At 66.1% G+C, this 19,952-nt stretch carries 18 protein-coding genes; 5 read left to right on the forward strand and 13 right to left on the reverse strand.

Going from position 1 to position 19,952, the window contains the following annotated elements; genetic code table 11:
* Positions 1-72: 72 nt before the first annotated feature.
* A complete protein-coding gene (locus ACOQPD_RS11050) occupies positions 73-987 on the reverse strand; it encodes a hypothetical protein (protein WP_420612008.1) in 915 nt (304 codons plus the stop codon).
* A gap of 450 nt (positions 988-1,437) precedes the next feature.
* On the opposite strand from ACOQPD_RS11050, the gene ACOQPD_RS11055 reads away from it, so the two are divergent.
* Entirely contained in the window at positions 1,438-1,605 is a 168-nt protein-coding gene (locus ACOQPD_RS11055; protein ID WP_420612009.1) for a hypothetical protein, read from the forward strand.
* 552 nt (positions 1,606-2,157) lie between these two features.
* On the opposite strand, the gene ACOQPD_RS11060 is transcribed toward ACOQPD_RS11055, so the two are convergent.
* From ACOQPD_RS11060 to ACOQPD_RS11075, 4 genes are all read right to left on the reverse strand, one after another.
* Positions 2,158-4,107 carry an ABC transporter permease gene (locus tag ACOQPD_RS11060; RefSeq protein WP_420612010.1) on the reverse strand — a complete coding sequence of 650 codons (1,950 nt, stop codon included), beginning with the start codon at positions 4,105-4,107 and terminating at the stop codon, positions 2,158-2,160.
* Entirely contained in the window at positions 4,104-5,159 is a 1,056-nt protein-coding gene (locus ACOQPD_RS11065) for a quaternary amine ABC transporter ATP-binding protein (RefSeq protein ID WP_420612011.1), read from the reverse strand. Before ACOQPD_RS11065 ends, ACOQPD_RS11060 begins: the two co-directional genes overlap by 4 nt.
* A 32-nt stretch (positions 5,160-5,191) precedes the next feature.
* Positions 5,192-6,829, reverse strand: a complete 1,638-nt coding sequence (gene betA / locus ACOQPD_RS11070; RefSeq protein ID WP_420612012.1) for a choline dehydrogenase — start codon at positions 6,827-6,829, stop codon at positions 5,192-5,194.
* Positions 6,830-6,905: 76 nt separating this feature from the next.
* On the reverse strand, positions 6,906-7,883 hold the full coding sequence (locus tag ACOQPD_RS11075; RefSeq protein ID WP_420612013.1) for an ABC transporter substrate-binding protein: 978 nt from the start codon (positions 7,881-7,883) through the stop codon (positions 6,906-6,908).
* Positions 7,884-8,019: 136 nt separating this feature from the next.
* On the opposite strand from ACOQPD_RS11075, the gene ACOQPD_RS11080 reads away from it, so the two are divergent.
* Complete coding sequence (locus ACOQPD_RS11080; RefSeq protein WP_420611466.1) at positions 8,020-9,213, forward strand: ISL3 family transposase; 1,194 nt, start codon at positions 8,020-8,022, stop codon at positions 9,211-9,213.
* 542 nt (positions 9,214-9,755) lie between these two features.
* A complete protein-coding gene (locus ACOQPD_RS11085) occupies positions 9,756-10,976 on the forward strand; it encodes an IS110 family transposase (protein WP_420611630.1) in 1,221 nt (406 codons plus the stop codon).
* Positions 10,977-11,292: 316 nt separating this feature from the next.
* Here the strand turns inward: ACOQPD_RS11085 and ACOQPD_RS11090 are convergent, their stop codons facing one another.
* The gene (locus ACOQPD_RS11090; RefSeq protein WP_420612014.1) at positions 11,293-11,526 is read right to left on the reverse strand and encodes a hypothetical protein; all 234 of its coding nucleotides are present in this window, start codon (positions 11,524-11,526) and stop codon (positions 11,293-11,295) included.
* 203 nt (positions 11,527-11,729) lie between these two features.
* On the opposite strand from ACOQPD_RS11090, the gene ACOQPD_RS11095 reads away from it, so the two are divergent.
* Positions 11,730-13,025: a glutamate-5-semialdehyde dehydrogenase gene (locus ACOQPD_RS11095; RefSeq protein WP_420612015.1), complete on the forward strand. Its 1,296-nt coding sequence runs from the start codon at positions 11,730-11,732 to the stop codon at positions 13,023-13,025.
* Between the two features lie 7 nt (positions 13,026-13,032).
* On the opposite strand, the gene ACOQPD_RS11100 is transcribed toward ACOQPD_RS11095, so the two are convergent.
* The 4 genes from ACOQPD_RS11100 to ACOQPD_RS11115 all read right to left on the reverse strand — a co-directional run bounded on the left by ACOQPD_RS11100 (position 13,033) and on the right by ACOQPD_RS11115 (position 16,361).
* The gene (locus tag ACOQPD_RS11100; protein ID WP_420612016.1) at positions 13,033-13,473 is read right to left on the reverse strand and encodes a MaoC family dehydratase; all 441 of its coding nucleotides are present in this window, start codon (positions 13,471-13,473) and stop codon (positions 13,033-13,035) included.
* A 27-nt stretch (positions 13,474-13,500) separates the two neighbouring features.
* Complete coding sequence (locus ACOQPD_RS11105; protein WP_420612017.1) at positions 13,501-14,226, reverse strand: alanyl-tRNA editing protein; 726 nt, start codon at positions 14,224-14,226, stop codon at positions 13,501-13,503.
* A gap of 531 nt (positions 14,227-14,757) precedes the next feature.
* Positions 14,758-15,060, reverse strand: a complete 303-nt coding sequence (locus tag ACOQPD_RS11110) for a WhiB family transcriptional regulator (protein ID WP_420612018.1) — start codon at positions 15,058-15,060, stop codon at positions 14,758-14,760.
* 65 nt (positions 15,061-15,125) lie between these two features.
* Positions 15,126-16,361 carry an acyl-CoA dehydrogenase family protein gene (locus ACOQPD_RS11115; RefSeq protein ID WP_420612019.1) on the reverse strand — a complete coding sequence of 412 codons (1,236 nt, stop codon included), beginning with the start codon at positions 16,359-16,361 and terminating at the stop codon, positions 15,126-15,128.
* A 196-nt stretch (positions 16,362-16,557) separates the two neighbouring features.
* Here ACOQPD_RS11115 and ACOQPD_RS11120 point away from each other — a divergent pair, with 196 nt between their 5' ends.
* A complete protein-coding gene (locus tag ACOQPD_RS11120; protein WP_420612020.1) occupies positions 16,558-17,199 on the forward strand; it encodes a GOLPH3/VPS74 family protein in 642 nt (213 codons plus the stop codon).
* 104 nt (positions 17,200-17,303) lie between these two features.
* Here the strand turns inward: ACOQPD_RS11120 and ACOQPD_RS11125 are convergent, their stop codons facing one another.
* The 3 genes from ACOQPD_RS11125 to ACOQPD_RS11135 all read right to left on the reverse strand — a co-directional run bounded on the left by ACOQPD_RS11125 (position 17,304) and on the right by ACOQPD_RS11135 (position 19,894).
* Positions 17,304-18,614: an MFS transporter gene (locus ACOQPD_RS11125; RefSeq protein ID WP_420612021.1), complete on the reverse strand. Its 1,311-nt coding sequence runs from the start codon at positions 18,612-18,614 to the stop codon at positions 17,304-17,306.
* A 142-nt stretch (positions 18,615-18,756) separates the two neighbouring features.
* Positions 18,757-19,218 carry a hypothetical protein gene (locus ACOQPD_RS11130; protein ID WP_420612022.1) on the reverse strand — a complete coding sequence of 154 codons (462 nt, stop codon included), beginning with the start codon at positions 19,216-19,218 and terminating at the stop codon, positions 18,757-18,759.
* 28 nt (positions 19,219-19,246) lie between these two features.
* Entirely contained in the window at positions 19,247-19,894 is a 648-nt protein-coding gene (locus tag ACOQPD_RS11135; protein ID WP_420612023.1) for a hypothetical protein, read from the reverse strand.
* Between the last annotated feature and the right edge of the window lie 58 nt (positions 19,895-19,952).

The following is a 19,952-nucleotide window of genomic DNA, read 5'->3' on the forward strand; positions in this document are numbered from 1 at the left end:
TCCCATCCGCCTTACGCAAGTGTAGTTACATCCATGTAGTTCTGTCACCTCACCCTAGATTGTGTTCGATGGTCACCCTTCCAGTCGGAGGCGGTGACCGACCCAACCCGGAGTGGTTCGCGCACTGGGATGGTCAAGATAAGGGGAGGGTGTGACAGTACCGGGATCCTGCCGCTCACTTACCGGCGGGCCGGTTCCGCGGCTCCGCGATCCCGCAGCCGGAGCGCCGGCGCCATCCTCCTGCCCCGTGATCCTCACGTACTCCTTCACCACGTCGGCCTTCCCGAAGCCGGGGGTGATGGTGTTGTTCTGCGACAGGGCGGCGAAGTCCATGCTCATCAGCCGGTCGAGGACGGCCGGGGTCCCAGCCTTGAAGAGGATCCACTGCTTGGTGCGCTCGCAGCGGTCGGCGGAGGTCTCCCGCCTCGAATAGTCCTGGTAGCCCTGCCGGGGCACGGCGAAGTCGAAGTCGTGCTCGAAGACCTTGAGCGCCCCCGGCGTGTTGTTGTACTGCCACATCTCGAAGTCGGCGTGGCGGATGGCGGGCGGGCTCAGCAGGCGCATGTCCTCGAAGTCGTGGTTCGCCTCCCTGGTCCACACCTGGAACTCGGCGTTGAGCCGGTAATCCGGCTCGGTGGGCGTGTAGAAGGCCGGGGCCTCCAGTTCCAGGGTTGCGATCCACCGGAACCCGGGACGCAGGTTCTTGTGCACCGAGTACTTCCGGAACTGGACGGGGACCACGAAGCCGATGGTGTTCGCCATGGCGGCCGCCCGGTTGAAGAACCGGATGGCGAGCCGAGACCGGTGGCCGAAGGGTGGGTTGCCCACCACCACGGTCTGCTGCCGGTCCTGGATCGTGTCCTCGAATGGCCAGGTCAGGAAGTCGTGCCGCAGGATGCCGGCCCGCCGGGGCTCGATGTCGATGCCGACCCGGCGGCCAGGAGGCAATAGGTCGAAGAAGCAACCCTCCCCGGCGCTCGGCTCCACGTAGAAGACCCGGTCCGGCCGGAGATCCCGCAGCCCACCCAGGGTCTCGAGCAGGAAGCCGAAGCAGCGATCCGCAACGGCCGGCTTGGTGTAGATCTGGTCCAGCCCGATGGTGCCGCCTCCTCCCTGCCACGCCCAACGATAGGTGTCGGTCCTGACACTTATGCGGTAATGCGAGGACGGCGTCCAGCGGCCGGGCCCCGCTGCAATTCTTCGCGGTCTTGCGAAAGGGGGTTGAACATGTCTTACACGAGGTATACGTTGTCTATAGCCAGCAGTTGGTGGCAGCGACGTGTTCCGGTGCCTCTTCGGCGAGGGCTAAGGTTTCCGAAAGGTGGTCGGGAGAGATTGGCTGTGACAACTCGACAGGCAGGCAGGCGGCCGGCATTCTTGGCCAGAGGCCGTGGCAAGAGGAGACGCCGGACCCAGGTTGGCACGGCACGGGCGAAGTTGCCGGAACGGGGTAGCCGGGACGGCAAGGATGTGCTCGTGCTACATGGTGTGATCCGGGTGGCGCCGCACATCAACCGTTCCGAGGCGAAGGAAGTGCTGGACTGGGACGATGAGCGGCTCGATCGGGCGCTGGGAACGTTGAGGACGTTGGCGCACGAGATATGACGGATCCGGTTGTATTGGGCGCCCCTGTCGAAGTACCTCTCTGGTGGGCGGCCGCCATAGCTGGGAGTGCCGCGGTATCGGCTGTGGGCAATGTGTTGGTTCGGGCATTTGAGTATCGGAGCTTGAGTAGGTTTCATGCTGCTCGGATGGTTGACCTGTTGGGTGACGATGGGGCGGCGGATCTTGGCGGCGTACCGCGGCGGGCGGCACGGCGGCGTCGGCGGCACCGTGAAGCTGCAGCCCGGCAGAGAGCCCTGCAAGCCGCTCAGCGGGAGTACTGGGATTCGTTGGACCGCTTGGAGGGCGACGGCGAGTAGTTGTTGCGTTGTCCGGTGGGTCACGGACCAACGGGCGACCAGGATGTATCACTGATGCCCAGCCCCATCTGAGTTACCGCCTCGCGATCAAGGCGCAACGAGCCCGGTTAACCCTCACCCGGACCACCGGATGTGCATTAATTCCCGAATAACCCTCACCCCGTGAGGCTTAATCGGCCCGGATGCCTCACGGCCTGAGGTCTAGCTGCCCGCCGAAGCGATCAGCCGTCCCGTCTCAGACGGCGGACGGGGGGCGGAGGCGGTCGGCGACGGCGCGGGTGAGGCGGTCGAGGATGGCGGCGAGAAGGACGATGGCGATGCCGGCCTCGAAGCCGCGGCCAACCGCGTCGCTGCGTCGCAGACCCCGGACGGCTTCCAGGCCCAGCCCGCCCCCGCCGACCAGGCCGGCTATGACGACCATGGCCAGGATGAGCATGATGACCTGGTTCACCGCCACCATCAGCTCGGGGGCGGCCAGCGGCATCTCCACCTGGCGGAGGCGCTGGGCCCGGGTCGCCCCGAAGCTCTCCGCCGCCTCGTGGGTCTCGACCGGCACCCGGCGCAGCCCGAGGTCGGTGTAGTGGACCGCGGCCGGTAGTGCGTAGACGATCGAGGCGATGATGCCGGGGATCCGGCCCACGTGGAATAGCGTGATCACCGGCACCAGCAGCACGAAGCTCGGAATCGTCTGGAAGAAGTCCAGGACCGGCTTGAGGGCGGAGCGGAGCAGGTCGTTGTGCGAGGACAGGATCCCCACCGGCACACCCACGGCCAGGGTGGCCGCCACAGCGATGAGGACTTGGGCCAAGGTGTCCATGGACAGCTCCCACATGCCCAGGAAGCCGATGGCGGTCAACGCGCCAGCGATCCCTATGGCCAGGCGCGGTCCTCGAGCCCAGAGGCCGAGGACGGCCCCGATCGCGATCATGGCCGGCCACGGGATGCCGGAGGAGAGCAGCTCGCGCAGCGGTATCACGAACTGGGTGGTGACGAAGTCGCTGAACGGACCCGTCCCGATGCCCGAACCGCCGATGTCGTACAGGTTGTCCCGGGCCCAATCGGCCATGCTGTTCACGTAGGGGGCGAACCGCCAGCCGAGCGCCTCGGGGAATTCGTTGAGTCCGAGGAAGCCTCCGACCACGGCCCCGACCGACGTCACCGCGGCCAGCCACCGGATGGGCTTGGCGTCCTGGCCCGGGTCGGCGGTGGCGATGCCGGTGGAGAAGCGGTCCAGGATGATGGCCATGATCACGATGGCGATGCCCGCCTCGGAGGCCTTGCCCACGTTGATGCTCTGCATGGCCTGGAGGACCACCTGGCCGAGGCCGCCGGCGCCGATGAAGGCGGCGATCACCACCATGCTCATTGCCAGCATGGTGGTCTGGTTCATCCCCGCGAGGATGGCCGGCCGCGCTTGGGGGAGACGTACCCACCTGAGGGTCTGGCGCTCGGTGGCGCCGAACATCTCCGACGCCTCCACGGTGGACTGGGGAACGGTACGCAGCCCCACTTCGGTGAGCCTCACCACCGGGGCCAGGGCGAAGATCACCGTGGAGATCATGGCCGGGACCCGCCCGAAGCCGAACAGCAGGACGAAGGGGATGAGGTAGACGAACCCCGGCATGGTCTGCATGGTGTCCAGGGTGGGCCGGGTGATCCGGGCGACCGCCTCGCTGCGCCACGCCGCGATCCCCAGCGGGATGCCGATGACCATCGAGATGAGCACCGACACGCCCATCAGAGCCAAGGTGGCGAACGACTCCTCCCAGAGGCCTACCACCCCGATCAGCGTCACGCCGGCCAGGCCCAGCACGCCGGCGACCCGGCCCCGGGTCCACCACAGCCCCAGACCGGTGAACAGGGGGTAGGAATACCAGGGGAACCACTCGAGGAGGGCCTCCAGCCGGCGGATGCCCCAGTCGATGGTGTCCGTCACCGGGTTCAGGAAGACGGTGTACAGCCAGTGGAGGTTCTGGTTCGTGATCAGCCAGCGCCGCGCCCGGTCGATCGGGTCGGCCAGACCGACGTTCCAGGACTCCGGGAAGACTCCGGAATCGGTGAGGATGCGGAATCCCACGACCAGCAGGATCGCCGCGGCGAGCACCAGGGCGAAGCGCGCCCGCCCCCCTCCCAACCCGGTCCGGAGCCCGCCGATCCCGGAGCGGACCCCGTCCACCGCTGTCATCGGCGGTCCGGGGAGATCACACCTGCCACCTCGTCCGCGTGGAGCAGCCCCGCGGGCGCGTCCTGCTCATCGCACACCAGTACGGGCTCGGCGGACCCCAGCAGGTGGGGGAGCGCCGCCTCCAACGGTGTGGTCAATGACACCTTCCGCCATCCGGGGTCGACCTCCGTTCCCTCGAGTGGCCGCATCACCGAGCAGGCCTGCAGCACCTTCACCACCGGCGCGTCCTGGGTGAAGGCCCGCACGTAGTCGTCCGCCGGGTTGGTGAGGATATCCACCGGCGTGCCGACCTGCACGAAGGCCCCGTCGTTCATGATGGCGATCCGGTCGGCCAGCTTCAGGGCCTCGACGAAGTCATGGGTGATGAAGACCAGCGTGCGGCGGAGCCTCAGCTGGAGTCCGATCAGCTCGTCCTGCATGTCCCGGCGGATCAGCGGGTCGAGAGCGGAGAACGGCTCGTCGAAGAACAGCACCTCGGGGTCGACGGCCAGCGCCCGGGCCAGGCCCACCCGTTGCTGCATGCCGCCGCTGAGCTGCTGGGGGTGGTGGTCGCCCCAGCCTTCGAGGCCGACCGTGTCCAGGAGCTCCCGGGCGCGCTCCTGCCGCTCGCGGCGGTCCATCCCCTGCACTTCGAGCCCGTAGGCCACGTTGTCCACCACCGTGCGATGCGGGAAGAGCCCGAAGTGCTGGAACACCATCGCCATCTTGCGGCGTCGCAGGTCGCGTAGCGTGGCGCTGTCGGCCTGCGTGAGATCGGTGCCGCACACCTCCACCGTTCCCTCGGTCGGCTCGATCAGGTGGGAGACGCAGCGGACCAGGGTGGACTTCCCCGATCCGGAGAGGCCCATGACCACGAAGGTCTCCCCCGGCGACACCTGGAAGGTGACATCGCGGACCGCCACCACGCTGCCTACGGCTGTCCTGATCTCCTCCCGGCCGGCCCCGGCTTCCGCCATCCGGCGCGCCTCTGCGGGCCGCTTGCCGAAGACCTTCCACACGCCCTCGACCCGGACCCGGGAGGCCTCGTTACTCGTGTCTCGCGCTGTGTCCATCACCCTGATCCCAACTACCGTCGATTGTCGAGCTACCCGACCCGGTCAGCCGGATAGACCGGGACATCCAGAGGCTCCAGGGGCTGGTTGCCCAGGATGAGGTCGGCCGCCTTCTCCGCGATCATCATCACCGGAGCGTAGATGTTGCCGTTGGTGACCGTCGGCATCACCGAGGCGTCCACCACGCTCAGCCCTGAAGTGCCGTGGACCCGCATCGATCCGGGATCCACGACCGACCGGTCACCGCTGCCCATGCGGGCCGTTCCGGAGGGATGCAGGGCGGTCTCGGCGTCCCGGGCGACCCAGTCCAGGATCTCCTGGTCGGTCGAGACCTCCGGTCCGGGCGACAGCTCGCCGGCGTTGTAGGGGGCGAACGCGGGCCGGCTCATGATGTGGCGGGTCACCCGGATGGTCTCGACCCACTCCCGGCGGTCCTGGTCGGTGGAGAGGTAGTTGAACCGGAGGGCCGGCTTCACCGCCGCGTCGTGGGATTTGATCCGGAGGTAGCCGCGGGAGTCCGAGTACATGGGGCCGACGTGAACCTGGTAGCCATGGTCATGGCTCGGCGAAGAGCCGTCGTAGCGGATGGCCAGCGGCAGGAAGTGGAACATGAGGTTGGGGTAGGAGACGTCCGGGTTGGAGCGGACGAAACCACCGCCCTCGAAGTGGTTGGTGGCGCCCGGACCCCTCCGGGCCAGCCATTGCATGCCGATCCACGGCCGGCGCCACACCTGCAGAGCCGGTTGCATCGACACCGGCCGGCTAGAGGCGTATTGAACGTAAACCTCTAGGTGATCTTGAAGGTTCTCGCCGACCCCCGGCAGGTCGGCCACCACGGGGATGTCCAGGGACTCCAGGAGATCGGCAGGCCCCACCCCGGAGACCTGGAGCAGCTGGGCGGATCCGAAGGCCCCGGCGCACAGCAGTATGTGGCGGCCCCGGACGGTGCGGTCACGACCCCGCCGCCGGTACTCCACGCCCACCGCCCGCCGGCCCTTGAACAGCACCCGGCGGATCATGGCGCCGGTCTTCACGTGGAGGTTCTTGCGCCGCATCACCGGGTGCAGGTAGGCCTGGGACGCGGACAGCCGCCGCCCCCGGTGGATGTTGCGGTCGAACGCCGCGAACCCCTCCTGGCGGTACCCGTTCACGTCCTCGGTCAACTCGTACCCGGCCTCCTGCACCGCCTCGAAGAAGGCCGTGAAGAGTGGGCTGTCGGCCGGTCCCCGTTCCAGGACCAGCGGACCCTCGCCTCCCCGCCAGCTATCGGCGCCGGCCAGGCAGGTCTCCATGCGCTTGAAGTACGGGAGGCAGTGGCGGTAGTCCCAGTTGGCCATCCCGGGTTCGGCGGCCCACTTGTCGTAGTCGGTGGGGTTCCCGCGCTGGAAGATCATGCCGTTGATCGAACTGGAGCCGCCGAGCACCTTTCCCCTGGCGTGGTAGACCCTCCGACCTCCCATATGGGGCTCGGGGTCGCTCCGGTACCGCCAGTCGTAGAAACGGTTGCCGATCGGGAAGGCCAGGGCCGCCGGCATGTGGATGAAGACGTCCCACTTGTAGTCCCGGCGTCCGGCTTCCAGCACCAGGACCCGGTTGGAGGCGTCCGCGCTGAGCCGGTTGGCCAGCGCGCACCCGGCGGAGCCACCTCCCACGATGATGAAGTCGTACAAGGAAACTACTCCTCGGGGGAGGGCGACCGGTGCCGGAAGGCTTCTCTAGCCGCCGGCACCGGTTCTCGCCTGCCGTCTAGGAGGCGGGGAGCCAGGCACTCCAGACGTCTGAGTTCGCCTCGATCCACTGCGCCGCGGCTTCGTCCACCGTGAGGCCGTCGTTCTCGATGGCCGACAGCATCTGGATCTGGTCGGCGGTCGAGTAGTTCATGGCCCGCAGGAAGGCATCGGCGTCGGGGGCGTTCTCGGCCAGATCGCCGTTGACGATCTTGAACAGCACGTCCTCCGGGTAGTCGCAGTCGATACCGCCCGCATCACCCGTGGCGTAGCACGCATCGTTGTATGCGGGGAGCGCTACCCGGGTGAGGTCGTAGGTGTTGAAAGCCGAGTGCGGCGTCCAGAAGTAGAACAGTGCGGGCTCCTGGCGGCTGTAGGCGGAGTCCAGGGCGGCCAGGATGCCGGCCTCGGAGCCGACATAGACGATCTCCAGCGGCAGGCCGAGGTTGGCGATGATCTGCTCGTCGTAGATCGTCCAGCTGGGATCACCGCTCAGGAACTGTCCGTTGTCACCGGTCTCGGCGGTTGCGAACAACCCTGCCAGCTCGGGATCGGCGAAGCCCTCCCAGGTTGCCAGCGCCGGGTGCTGGTCCACCATGTAGGAAGGCATGAACCAACCGATCTCACCGATGGGACCGATCAGGCCGGCGTTGTCCACATTGCCGTCCGCGCTGTCGATGAAGTCGGCGACGTTCTGGGCGTGACCCGAGGGCCAAACCTCCAGCGAGGCGTCCAGGTCCCCGGTGTTGATGGCGGCCCACTGGGCGTTCTCGTCTATCTCCACCCGTTCTACGGTGTAGCCGAGCTCGCTCTCCAGCAACTGGGCCGCGACTGCAACGTTGGCCGCGGAGCCGTTCCAGGGGTTGACGGCAAGCTTGATCGTGGTCTGGGAGCCGCGGGAATCGTCCTCCGCGCAGCCGGCGGCGACGAGCGCCAGCACGGCAAAGAGCGCGAAGAAGAGACGGCGACTCCTCCTTGTGGTGTTGCGGGTTCGCACTGTGTACTCCTCATTCCTGGTCGGGATGTTTGGCCCTGCGCGAATACGTGGGTGCGGGGGCCTGAAATCCTTGGTTTGGGGGTGAGGCCTCGCTGAAATCGGTGAAGTACCAGTTCGCCGATGCCAGGAGGCCTCGATGTCTGATGTTATGTCCGTTCGCTTGTGGTTGGGTGGTGTTCGGGTGCTGGGTGTGGCGGTCGATACGGTTGACCGCCTGGAGGTGGAGGTGGAGTCGTCTCGGGAGTGGTCGCGGTGCCCGTATTGCGGGTTCCGCTGCCGTCGGGTGTGGGATCGGCGGGTCAAGCGGGTCCGCGACCTTGGGGTGTCGGGCCGGCGGACGACGCTGGTGTGGCGGCGTCGGCGGTTCGTGTGCGGCAACTGTGGGGAGCGGCACCTCGAGGAGCATGACCAGTTTCAGGGGAGTCTCACCCGGCGGCTTTCTCGCCGGCTGGTGGAGGACGCCCGGGCGATGTCGATTAGGGCGGTGGCTCGCCGTCATGGGGTGGGTTGGCATCGAATCATGGCGTTGGTGAGAGCCCATTCGGCTCGGGTCGCGAAGCGGCGTCGGGTCCGGCCGTGTCGGGTGTTGTTGGTGGACGAGACGTCGATTCGGCGTCGTCACCGGTATGTGACCGTGGTTGCGTGTGGGGACACCAAACAGGTGTTGGCGATGATCCCAGGACGCACGAAAGGGTCTCTGAGCAGGTTCTTTAGGGAACAGGGGCCGGACTGGTGCCAGGGGGTGGAGATCGTCGTCACAGACGGTTCACGGTCTTACCAAGCTGCGATTAGCCAATACCTGCCCGACGCCCGCCACGTCCTGGATCGCTTCCATGTGGTTCGCTGGTTCACCGAAGGCTTGACTCTGGTAAGACGAGAACTCCAACGCCGCGACCCCGACCAGACACCCCCAGCATTCGAGCCGGACCTGTTCCGAGCGCGCTTCACCCTGCTGCGGAGAGAAGACCATCTCACCGACGCCCACCGCAAGCATCTGGAGACACTGTTCGAGGCTTACCCTCGGCTCAAGACGGCGTGGGATGCTCTCCAAGAGCTCTACAGCATCTACGAAGCCGACGACCTCCAAGGAGCCAACCAGGCGCTCGCCCGGTTCGCTGACCTCTACGACAGCGGCCAGATCCCCGAATACCACGACGTTGTGGACACGATCATTTCCTGGGGAGAAGAAATCTTGGCCTACCACAGCGCCCGACGGGTCACCAACGGACCCATCGAAGGGATCAACAACCTCCTACAAGTCCTACGACGCGTCGCTCACGGGTTCACGAACCCCGACAACTACGCAGCCCGCGGCATCCTCGTAAGATGACCCCCACACCGGCTACAGCACCCAAAACCCACGAAATCGCGCAGCCTCGGATGTTTCCCAGGCAGGCCTCCTGCAGCGTGCCCGGTCCCAAGATTACCTGTCGCGCGAGGACAACACCCTGAACAGACAGCTATTTGTCCCGAACGCAGCCCACGTTCTTCCAGCCGGCGCACTCCCCGGCGACCCGACCGCCGGACTGCACGGCTCTCTCCGCTGCGAGCGTGGTCAGCTTCCGGGCCGGGACGAAGGGGTTGAAAGTGTCACAGCCCCGCTATACGTTGCCTACTGCCAAGCACCTAATGGGGGTCCACCGCTTCTTCTGGTTTGTCTGGGAGGGTGTGGTGGTTGAGCTGGCTGGCCGGTGAGTACTCCAAGCTCCTGGAAGGCTGATTCCTAGGTGTAGATCGTGCCCCGGCCGGTTAGTGAGGGCTGCTTGTAGCGCTCATGGGGTGGCGTGCCATGAAGAGCACTGATCCATTAGGTCGCCGCCAGGCGTTCTCCATAGCTCAGAAAGAGCAGGTCCGCGCAGAAGGAGGCGAAGGATGATCTTTGTGGGAGATGACTGGGCTGAGGCGCATCACGATGTGTGTCTCATGGACGAGTCCGGAACTCGACTGGCCTCTCGGCGGCTGCCAGAAGGCCTGGGGGGTGTGGCTCAGTTGCATGAGATGATCGCCGAGCACGTATCGGAGCCGGCTGAGGTGGTGGTAGGTATCGAGACTGATCGTGGTCTGTGGGTCGGTGCTCTGGTCGGGGCGGGTTATGAGGTGTATGCGATCAACCCGATGGCAGTGTCGCGTTACCGGGACCGTCACAGCCAGGGTGGAGCCAAATCCGACCGTGGTGATGCCAAGGTGTTAGCCGACCTATTACGCACCGACCGGCACAACCACCGCCCGGTTGCCGGTGACAGCCCCGAAGCCGAAGGGATCAAAGTCCTGGCTAGGACACATCAGAACCTGATCTGGGCTCGGGTGCGTCACACCAACCAGATCCGCAGCGCCCTGCGCGAATACTACCCCGCAGCCCTCGAAACCTTCGGGGACCTGGCAAATCGCGATGCTCTGGCCGTCTTGGGTCGGGCACCCACACCCACCCAGGGCGCCCGCCTGACCGTCACCCAGATCCGGGCCGCTCTTAAAGCCGGGGGCCGGAAACGCAACCTCGACGCGGCTGCCCGCAAAATACAGAAAGGTCTCCGAACCACCCATCTCAGCGCACCCGGACCGGTCGAGGACGCCTACGCGACAACCGTGGGCGCCCTATTGGCAATCCTTGCGGAAACCAACCGCCAGATCGCCGAGCTCGAAGCAACCCTGGAAACCTGTTTTGAACAGCACCCGGACGCCGCTATCTACCTCTCCCAGCCAGGACTCGGTAAAGTGCTCGGCGCCCGGACGCTCGGTGAGTTCGGGGACGACCCCGACCGTTACACCAGCGCCAAGTCTCGCAGGAACTACGCCGGCACGTCGCCCATCACCATCGCGTCAGGACGCAAACACGCCGTCCTCGCTCGCCACATCCGTAACCGGCGCCTCTACGACGCCCTCGACCAATGGGCATTCTGCTCCCTAACCAGAAGCCCAGGCGCCCGAGCCTTCTACAACCAACGACGAGCAGCCGGCGACCTCCACCACCAAGCACTACGAGCCCTAGCCAACCGACTCGTAGGTATCCTCCACGGATGCCTCAAACACCAAACCCCCTACGACGAACACACCGCCTGGGCCCACCGAACCGCCCTCGACCAAGCCGCAGCTTGACATTTGCACGCCTGGGGTGTCTACACCAGCCGCAAGCGTCTCACCGATCGGGGCGGCCTGGCCCGAAGGGAACATACAAGGCTTCTACGGAGCGACCGCCGTGTTACCCGGCCCCGGCCGGGCATGGGCGAACACGCCCCAAGCCAACGGCGGTGGTGGCGGGGGAGGGCCCAGCGGGAGGCGCCGTTTTGCCGCGTTTTTCGCGACTTTTGATTCTTGAGGCAGACGACACCACCAATGGAGCTCCGAGCCTCAGGCTCGGCGGCGGGCTACGGACTCGGCGGGCCGTATCCGTGAACGCGGACGTCGCACGCGGCTAGCCGAGGTCTATTGCGGGTATGGGATTCCGCGGATGCGTCTCTTCGTTACGCCATAGATCCATGGCGGTGGTTGCTGCATGGCCCTCGATGGCGTCCCATCGGGCCACCAATACGTGGAGATGCTCCCACACGTTGAGTTGCCCGCTGCTGGTCAGCACCAGCAGGCGTAGCGGGTGCGCGGCCAGCGCGGCCATCTCAGCCGGTCTCTTGTATATCTTCCTGTCCCGCATCTTGGTTCAATACCTGGTTTCGTCATCAGCCGGATCGACATGGCGCCGGCCTACTGGTCTTGCGCCTCACTCGTGGACGAGAACATCGCCGGCGGCTGCCTTCGGGGGGCTGGCCGACCGTCTTCGCCCACGCCGGAAGCTGCAGGGGCGGAGCGGAGGCTGAGCGGTCCTCAGAACCGGGAGGTCACTACACTCGTGCGCCTATGTCTGCAGGGGCTACACCAAATGACCAGGCGAGGTCCGCTCGGGAGGCTCAGCGCTCCTTTGTGGCGATGGGCGCCGATGTGCGGACCGAGGTGCTGCGGAATCTGGAGCGCCTGCTCGGAGAGCGTGAGGACGACCTGGCGGCCGCCAACGAACGGGACCTGAACGCTCCGGGGGCGGATGACCTCCCGGGTCCCATCCGTAAGCGCCTGGCGCTGTCGGCTTCCAAGCTGGAGACGCTGCGGGAGGGCGTGAACGTCCTGATCGACTCGGCCGATCCGGTGGGGCGCCCGCTCATCCGCCGGGAGCTGGACGAGCGGCTGATCCTCGAGCAGGTACGGGTTCCGATCGGGGTGCTGCTGATCGTCTTCGAGAGCCGGCCCGATGCGGTGATCCAGATCGGCTCGCTGGCGTTGCGCACCGGCAATGCGGTGCTCATGAAGGGCGGTTCGGAGGCCTTGCACTCCAACCGGGCGCTCACCGACCTGTTGCGGGAGGCAGTGGTCAAGGCGGGCGGGCCCGCCGACGTGGTCCAGAACGTGGAGGGCCGGGAGGCGGTGGCCGACCTGCTGGCCATGGACGAGCACATCGACCTGGTCGTCCCTCGGGGCTCCGCCGATCTGGTGCGCGCCATCAAGGCGGCGTCGCGCATCCCCGTGCTGGGTCATGCGGACGGTATCTGCCACGTCTACGTGGATGCTGCCGCCGATCCCGGCATGGCCGTCCGGGTGGCGGTGGACTCCAAGACCAATTATGTCGCCGTCTGCAACGCGGCCGAGACCCTCCTGCTCCACCGCGACTTCCCTGCCGGCGGGGCGGTCGTCCAGGCGTTGCTCGATGCCGGGGTCGATGTGCGCGGAGACGAGGATGTGGCGGCCATGGCTCCGGGTGTCACGGCGGCCCAGCCGTCCGACTTCGGCCAGGAGTTCGGGGAACTCACCATCGCCGCCCGGGTGGTGGACGGGCTCGACGAGGCCATCGATCACATCCACACCCACGGGTCGGCGCACACCGACACCGTGGTCACCGAGGACGCCGAGGTCGCCCGGCGCTTTCTCGACACGGTCGACTCCTCCTCGGTCTTCTGGAACGCCAGCACCCGGTTCGCGGACGGGTTCCGCTACGGGTTGGGGGCCGAGGTGGGCATCGCCACCGGCCGCGTCCACGCAAGGGGTCCGATGGGGGCGGAGGGACTGTTCACCACCAAGTGGCTACTGCGGGGCGAAGGGCAGGTGGTGGGCGACTACGGGCCCGGCAAGCGGTCCTACACCCACCGGGACCTGGCGCTCGACTGACGCCCTTCTAGACAACCAGCAGGATCAGCGTCTCGGCCACGCAGGCGGGCTTGGCGGACCCTTCCAACTCGATCGTCACCCGCTCCTCGAGATGGATGCCGTTGGGCTTCTCCGACACGCCGGCAATCTCCCTGATCACCCGTACTCTCGACCCGGTGGGGACGGGGCTGATGAACCGCACCCGGTTGAGGCCGTAGTTGACGATCATCTTCACTCCGGGGAGTTCGAGAGCGGGACCGATTCCCGGGATCAGCGCCAGGGTCATGAACCCGTGGGCGATGGTTGCGCCGAACGGCCCTCCGGCAGCCCGGGCGGCGTCCACATGGATCCACTGATGATCCCGGGTGGCGTCGGCGAAACGGTCGATGTCGGCCTGGGTAATGGTGTGCCAATCGCCCACCCCGATCACTTCCCCGACCCGGCCCTCCAGTTCCGTCCTGACACTCATCCGGCACCCCGGTAGGCGGCTCGCCTACTAGGCGGGCTCGTCTTCGAGGGCCACGCGGATCCGGCGGAACCCTCGGCCCTTCGACTGGACCTTGGTGATCCTCACCCTTCCGACCTCCTCGGTGGTGTGGACATGGGTGCCACCGTCCGCCTGGCGGTCTAGGCCCACGATGTCGATCACCCGGATCCGGCGCACGGAGGGCGGGATCAGGTTGACCTTGGTCCGGATGAGGCTGGGATCGAGGTCGGCCTCCTCGCGGGGCATGAAGGAAACGTCCACGGGCAAATGGCGGGCTATGGCCTCGTTCAAGGCCAGCTCGACGGGGTCCCGGTCGGCGGGATCCCAGTTGGGGATCTCGAAGTCCAGGCGACCGTGGCCGGGAGCCATGTTGCCGCCCGTCACCGGACTCCGGAACCGCTCCCAGATCACCCCGCACAGAGCATGCAATGAGGTGTGGGTGCGCATCAGACGGTACCGGCGGTCCCAGTCGATCCTGCCGGTCACCCTGGTCCCGACCTCCGGGAGCCCGCCCTCGAGCCAGTGCCAGACACCGTCCGAGTCCTGCTTGACCCCCACCACCTCGAGCCGGTCCTCTCCGATGGTCAGTTCTCCGAGGTCCACCGGCTGGCCACCCCCGCCCGGATAGAACACCGTCCGGTCGAGCAACACACGCCCGTCGTCGACATCGGTAGCCACCACCTCGGCCGCCATCTCGCGGGCATAGGAGTCAACCGAGTAGATCCGTTCCGTCATGTCGCCAACGATACCCCGGTCACGACCCGCACCGTTCGGGAGACACGATCAGGCTCCCATCACGCCCGCACCAGGTCCGTCTCGTATCCGTGGAGGAAGAACTTTTCGCGTTCTCGCAGAAGGGGGTTGAAAACGTCACACCCTTGCTATACGTTGCCTACCGCCAAGCACCTACACCGGCCGAAGAGGAAGCCCGATCGGAACGGCCGGGTCCAGGGAAAAAAAGAGGCATATGGAGCGACAGCCGACCCCCGGCAGCAGGCCGGGCATGGCCGACCACGCTCCAACAGGATGGGTGGCGGCGGGGGAGGGGCCCGGTGCGGAGCACCGGTTTTTCGCGGCTTCACGAACTTTGGGCAGAGGGCGCCACCCATGACGCCCTGTTCCTCAGGTTCTCCGCACCGCTGGTGGTGTTGTGTTCCTCAGGTTCTCCGCACCGTCTATGACGCTGTGTTCCTCAGGTTCGTAGCGCCGTGGTAGTACGTGGGAGATGAACGTCCCGACCATCGGGGGATTGCGGGAAGGGGCGGGTCAGCCGGCTTCTCTCAGCTCCTTGAGCCACCGCTGCCGGAGCCGGCGCCGCTCGCCCGGAGTCGTGCCGCCCCAGACCCCCTCGGTCTGGTTGGTGCTCACCGCGTAGGACAGGCACTCGGACGCCACCGGGCATCCGTCGCACACCTGCCTCGCTCGCTCGACGCCCACCACATCGCCCGGATCGGGGAAGAAGATATCCAGGTCGGCCGTCCGGCACGCCGCCTTGTCGCGCCATGACGCCCCACCCGCTGTGGCGGGCTGAAGTGCTGGGAGGGTGATCGGTATCGTGCTGCGTCTCATACCCATTGCAACAGCCGCCGGCGCTCAGGTGTTCCTTGTTTCTGCGGTGCGGCGGCCGTGGCCGGTCAGAAGGGATACGGAGGGGGGACCTCACCCGGTTCGTAGCGGGCCAGCTCGCGGCGGGCTACCGCCCGGACATGCACCTCGTCGGGTCCGTCGAGGATCTGCAGGGACCGGACGTGCGCGTAGAGATGGGCCAGCGGGAACTGGTCCGACAACCCGGCGGCGCCGAACAGCTGGATGGCGCGGTCGATCACCAGCCTGGCCATCCGCGGCACGGCCACCTTGATGGCCGAGATCTCGACCCGAGCCTCCCGGGTGCCCACCGTGTCGATCATCCAGGCGGTCTTCAACACCATCAGGCGAGCCTGTTCGATCCGGATCCGTGAGTCGCCGATCCAATTCTGCACCACGCCCTGGTCCGACAGCATCGACCCGAAGGCCTGCCTTGCCTGTGCCCGGGCGCACATCAGGTCGAACGCCCGCTCGGCCATGCCGATCGCCCTCATGCAGTGATGGATCCGACCCGGACCGAGCCTGGCCTGGGCCATGGCGAAACCTTCGCCAGGCTGGCCCAGGAGATTCGAGGCCGGGACGCGGACGTTGTCGAAGTGGATGGTGGCGTGACCTCCCCGGTCGTGATAGCCGAAGACGGGGGAGTCGTGCTCGATGGTCACCCCCGGACTGTCGAGCGGGACCAGCACCATGCTCTGGCGCCGGTAGGGATGGGCGTCCGGATCGGTCACCCCCATGAGGATCGCCACCTTGCACCGCGGGCTCACCGCCCCGGTCGAGAACCACTTGCGTCCCCGGATAACCAGGTGACCGCCGTCCTTGGTGATGCGGGTGCGGATGTTGCGCGGATCCGACGAGGCGACATCCGGCTCGGTCATCGAGATGCATGAGCGAATGGCGCCCTCCAAGAGCGGGTCGAGCCATCGGCGCTTCTGCTCCTCGGTTCCGAACATGTGGAGGACCTCCATGTTGCCCGTGTCGGGTGCCGAGCAGTTCACCGCCTCGGGCGCCAGAAGCGGGCTGCGGCCGGTGATCTCGGCCAGCGGTGCGTACTCGAGGACCGACAGCCCCGCCCCAAGGTCCGGATCGGGCAGGAACAGGTTCCACAATCCCCTTGAGCGGGCCTCCGCCTTCAGATCCTCCATGATCCGGGGATGATGGTGGGGGTCTCCCGAAGCCGCCATCTGCTCCGCATAGAGGGATTCGGCGGGATAGACCAGCTCATCCATGAAGTCCGCCAACGCGGACCGGAGCCGCTCCACCCGCGACGGATACTCGAAGTCCACCGGTTGCGATCTCCTTGGCGCTGACCCGCGAACGTTAGCCTCCTTGCCCGCCCCGAAGGGCACAGGCGGCGGACCCGACGCGACCCGGTGATCCTGAGTCCGGACCGGCTACACTTGGCCGGGACGGGGCCGGCTGCCGGGCGGATACGACGAGCGGTACCCGACTCTTTCCCAACCCGCCACAGGGGGTGACCGCATGCTGAGATTCGTGGAGGAGATCCTCCTCCTACTGCTCCGTGATGAGGACGGCAAGTTCTATCACGTGTCCCGGTTCGCGATGGATCGTGCCATCTCCGGGGCTGTACTCATGGACCTGGCCATGGAGAACCGCATCGACACCGATCTAGAAGATCTGATCCTGCTCGATGACACTCCCACGGGCGACAGCCTGCTGGACCCGACTCTGGCCATGATCGCCTCGGGGGATAAGCGCAATGCGCTCTTCTGGGTGGAGAACACCGCTCGGTACGCCGACGAGATCCGGGAAGAGGCGCTGTCGCGGCTGGTGGAACGGGGGATCCTGGAACGCCAGGAGGATTCCTTCCTCTGGGTGTTCCGTTCGAGGCGCTACCCGGCGGTCGACGGCGAGGCGGAGCGCGAGGTCAAGCTACGGATAATGGGGGTACTCTTCAGCGACGAGATTCCCGACCCGCATGACGTGGTGCTCATCTGCCTGGCTGACGTGTGCGGCATCTTCAAGCTGTTGCTGTCCAAGCAGGAACTGGATCAGGCTGCGGCGCGCATCGAACAGGTGCGGAAGCTGGACCTGATCGGCCAGGCCGTGGCCCAGGCCATCCATGAGATCGAGATATCGATCGCCTCGGCGGTGATGTTCTGAACCGGCCGCGCCGTAGCTCTTTGTAGTTCCAGTATCGCTAGTCCTCGGCTACCCACCGAAGCGCGCTTGCCAGGTTGGGGCAATGACCGTGGTAGGGCTCGGGCTCAGGAGCTTGCGTGTCTTGAGGTGGACTTGACGGGCCGGCGTCCGGGATGGGCCCAGAGGCTGTAGGCGACCAGCACCGACCCGAACACGGCCAGGCCGTAGGGGGTGGTGATCGCCTCCCCGAGAGCCCCGAGCACCAGCGTGCCGACCGGAAAGAGACCACCCCACGCCAGCACGAACAGGCTCATCACCCGTCCGCGCTTGGCTTCGGGGGCCAAGGTCTGAACCAGGGTGGTCAGGCAGGTCAGCAGGAAGAAGTTGAGGCCCCCCGCCACCGTCACGAGGATCATTGACGCCCAGACCGTCCCGGTCAGGCCGAACAACGCTTCAGCCATGCCGAAGGCAACCGCTCCCCAGGTGATGGTGGACATGTTGAGCGGCAACCGGCCGCTCCCGGCCGCGAACGCGCCGAGCATGGCGCCGAGTCCGATCAGCATGATCATCATGGTGAAGGTCTGGTCGCTCCCGCCCAGCGTGTCGTAGACCACCACCGGGAGCACGGCCATGTATGCACTGCCGAAGACGGTGACCATGGAGGCCATCGCCAGCGCCCTCACGATGGTGGGCCGCTCCCGGACGTAATCGATGCCCTGCCGGATGCGAGCGATGACACCGAGCGTGTCCTCTTCGGGCTGGTAGGGCCGTAGCCTGATCATCGAGATGGCCACCGCTCCGGCGAGGGCCCCCACCGCCCAGAGCGCGAAAGTTCCTCCCGGTCCCCAGAGAACCAGGATCGGCCCGGCCAGCGCCGGTCCCCCGATGCGGGCCAGGTTGAGCCCGATCGAGTTTATCGACACCGCGCTCCGCAGATCCTCGGGCGGGACCGAGTTGGCCACCGCCGCATGGTTGACAGGCATGGCGAACGACAGCCCGATCCCGAACACGATGGCGAAGCCGAACACCATGGTCACCGAATCGGCCCGGCCCGTGATGACCAGGTAGCTCATGACCGCAGCCGCAACCCCCATGCTCGCCTGGTTCGCCACGATGAGCCGCTTCCGGTCGAAACGGTCGGCCACCACACCGACGAAGGGGGTGACCAGCAGCATCGGGATGGAACTGAAGGACGACAGCAGGCCCAGCATCCACGGGCTGTTGTCGGTCAGGCGGGCGACCATCAGCTGGAAAGTGAGCAGGCCGATCCAGAAACCCGCCCGGTAGAAGAAGAGCCCGGTCCAGAGGACGGTGAAACTGCGATGCCGGAAGGCCTTCAGTACCGACGTAGAGCCCCTGTTGCGGGGCGATCCTCGCCGCCCGGGCAGGACGCGTCGCAGGCCGTTGGCAGAGCGGAGCATTGAACGGGGTTGCAAACCGGATTCCATCCGTAAACACGAACACCCGCCACCGTGACAGCGACGGGAACGGCCTCAGGCTACTAGGCGCCCCTCCTTTATCCGACCAACCGATCCACCACCCCTCCCGGCGCGACATCCTTGCCTTCGCCAGTGCCGGTCATCCCGTAGTCGAGCCGAGAATCGGAGTAGTCAGTTCAGTGTCCGATACGGCCACCTGTCGATACAGGTCAGCAACGTCTTCTTGCCTGCGTTTCGCCGATTCCCTGAGTAGCTTCCAAGGGTCGTAAGGCTTCGGCGAACGCGGACGTAGCCAGAACACTCCACGTCTACCAGACTCGATAGCCTTGACGGCTGATGGCAGGTCCAGTAGCAGGGCGCCGGTTGCTCGAATCGGATCATCCCCCACACCTTGAATGGCGAAGACGGACAGCCGGGTTTTGATAATCGCAGCCAGTTCGACCGGATTCTGGAGCATCCTGTAGTTGTTGGTGACCAGTCCCTGGCAGCCGAGTTGGTGAAGAGCCAGGACGAGTTGGCGATCCCCGATCCGGGTGAGCCGGCTGTCTATTTGCCGAATGGGGAGAAGCTCGATGTCTCCGAGCCAGGAGGCCATTGCCATCAGTAGTTGTGGTCCAGCGGGATCTTGATCACGCGGCCAGAGCGTGTTCTAGTTCGATTGCCTGACCGATGATCTCCGGAGCTATTCCGGGGTACAGCGCAACCACCGCGTTGAGGTCTCGGACACGTTGGTAAAGAGCAGCCACCGACTTGGTGGTAATACGCGAGTCAACCAGGTGCGGCTCGCCTGAGACCTTGCCGGGGATGATTCGAAGGTCGGATCGGGGTCGGATCAGGTCCGGGCCGTGATGTTGACCGTTCTCGAAGGGACCGAGCAAGTCGAGCACGCTCACAAGTGACATCTGGCCTTGGACGCCGGCCGACCATCCGTCGGCGAGGTATACCCTGCCGTCGCGGTCCACGCGCAACGGCGATCCCGGCTGTCCATCGTCGGCCCAGATGTCGAGGTTGCGTCGCTCCAACTCCTCTAGCGCTTCCCTGACTTGGGACATCGGGCTGGCAGGAACTTCGTTCACCTTGCCCTGTTTCGGGTGCCGGAGCCAGTACACGATGCGAAGGGCCATAAGGTCGGCATAGGACCAGAGCTTCTGCCTGCTTGGGGACACACTCGGTATGACAACCCGCTGGCGCGCCCAGTAGTAGACGGTCGATTTCGGTACCCCGGATAGCGCGGCAGCGCGACCCGCGTCGTAGCACCCGGCAAGTACAGCTTGCATACGCCCGCGTAGATCACTGTGGTAACCCGACACAGTCTCCTCCGTCTGGATCGGTGGT

Source organism: Candidatus Spongiisocius sp., assembly GCF_965221825.1.
Classification (GTDB): Bacteria; Actinomycetota; Acidimicrobiia; order Spongiisociales; family Spongiisociaceae; genus Spongiisocius.

Bases quoted from the DNA above. Each gene is read 5' to 3' on its own strand.
- ACOQPD_RS11060 (WP_420612010.1), bottom strand. From the start codon at position 4,107: ATGACAGCGGTGGACGGGGTCCGCTCCGGGATCGGCGGGCTCCGGACC.
- ACOQPD_RS11065 (WP_420612011.1), bottom strand. From the start codon at position 5,159: ATGGACACAGCGCGAGACACGAGTAACGAGGCCTCCCGGGTCCGGGTC.
- ACOQPD_RS11080 (WP_420611466.1), top strand. From the start codon at position 8,020: ATGTCTGATGTTATGTCCGTTCGCTTGTGGTTGGGTGGTGTTCGGGTG.
- ACOQPD_RS11085 (WP_420611630.1), top strand. From the start codon at position 9,756: ATGATCTTTGTGGGAGATGACTGGGCTGAGGCGCATCACGATGTGTGT.
- ACOQPD_RS11090 (WP_420612014.1), bottom strand. From the start codon at position 11,526: ATGCGGGACAGGAAGATATACAAGAGACCGGCTGAGATGGCCGCGCTG.
- ACOQPD_RS11095 (WP_420612015.1), top strand. From the start codon at position 11,730: ATGTCTGCAGGGGCTACACCAAATGACCAGGCGAGGTCCGCTCGGGAG.
- ACOQPD_RS11100 (WP_420612016.1), bottom strand. From the start codon at position 13,473: ATGAGTGTCAGGACGGAACTGGAGGGCCGGGTCGGGGAAGTGATCGGG.
- ACOQPD_RS11105 (WP_420612017.1), bottom strand. From the start codon at position 14,226: ATGACGGAACGGATCTACTCGGTTGACTCCTATGCCCGCGAGATGGCG.
- ACOQPD_RS11110 (WP_420612018.1), bottom strand. From the start codon at position 15,060: ATGAGACGCAGCACGATACCGATCACCCTCCCAGCACTTCAGCCCGCC.
- ACOQPD_RS11120 (WP_420612020.1), top strand. From the start codon at position 16,558: ATGCTGAGATTCGTGGAGGAGATCCTCCTCCTACTGCTCCGTGATGAG.
- ACOQPD_RS11130 (WP_420612022.1), bottom strand. From the start codon at position 19,218: ATGGCAATGGCCTCCTGGCTCGGAGACATCGAGCTTCTCCCCATTCGG.
- ACOQPD_RS11135 (WP_420612023.1), bottom strand. From the start codon at position 19,894: ATGCAAGCTGTACTTGCCGGGTGCTACGACGCGGGTCGCGCTGCCGCG.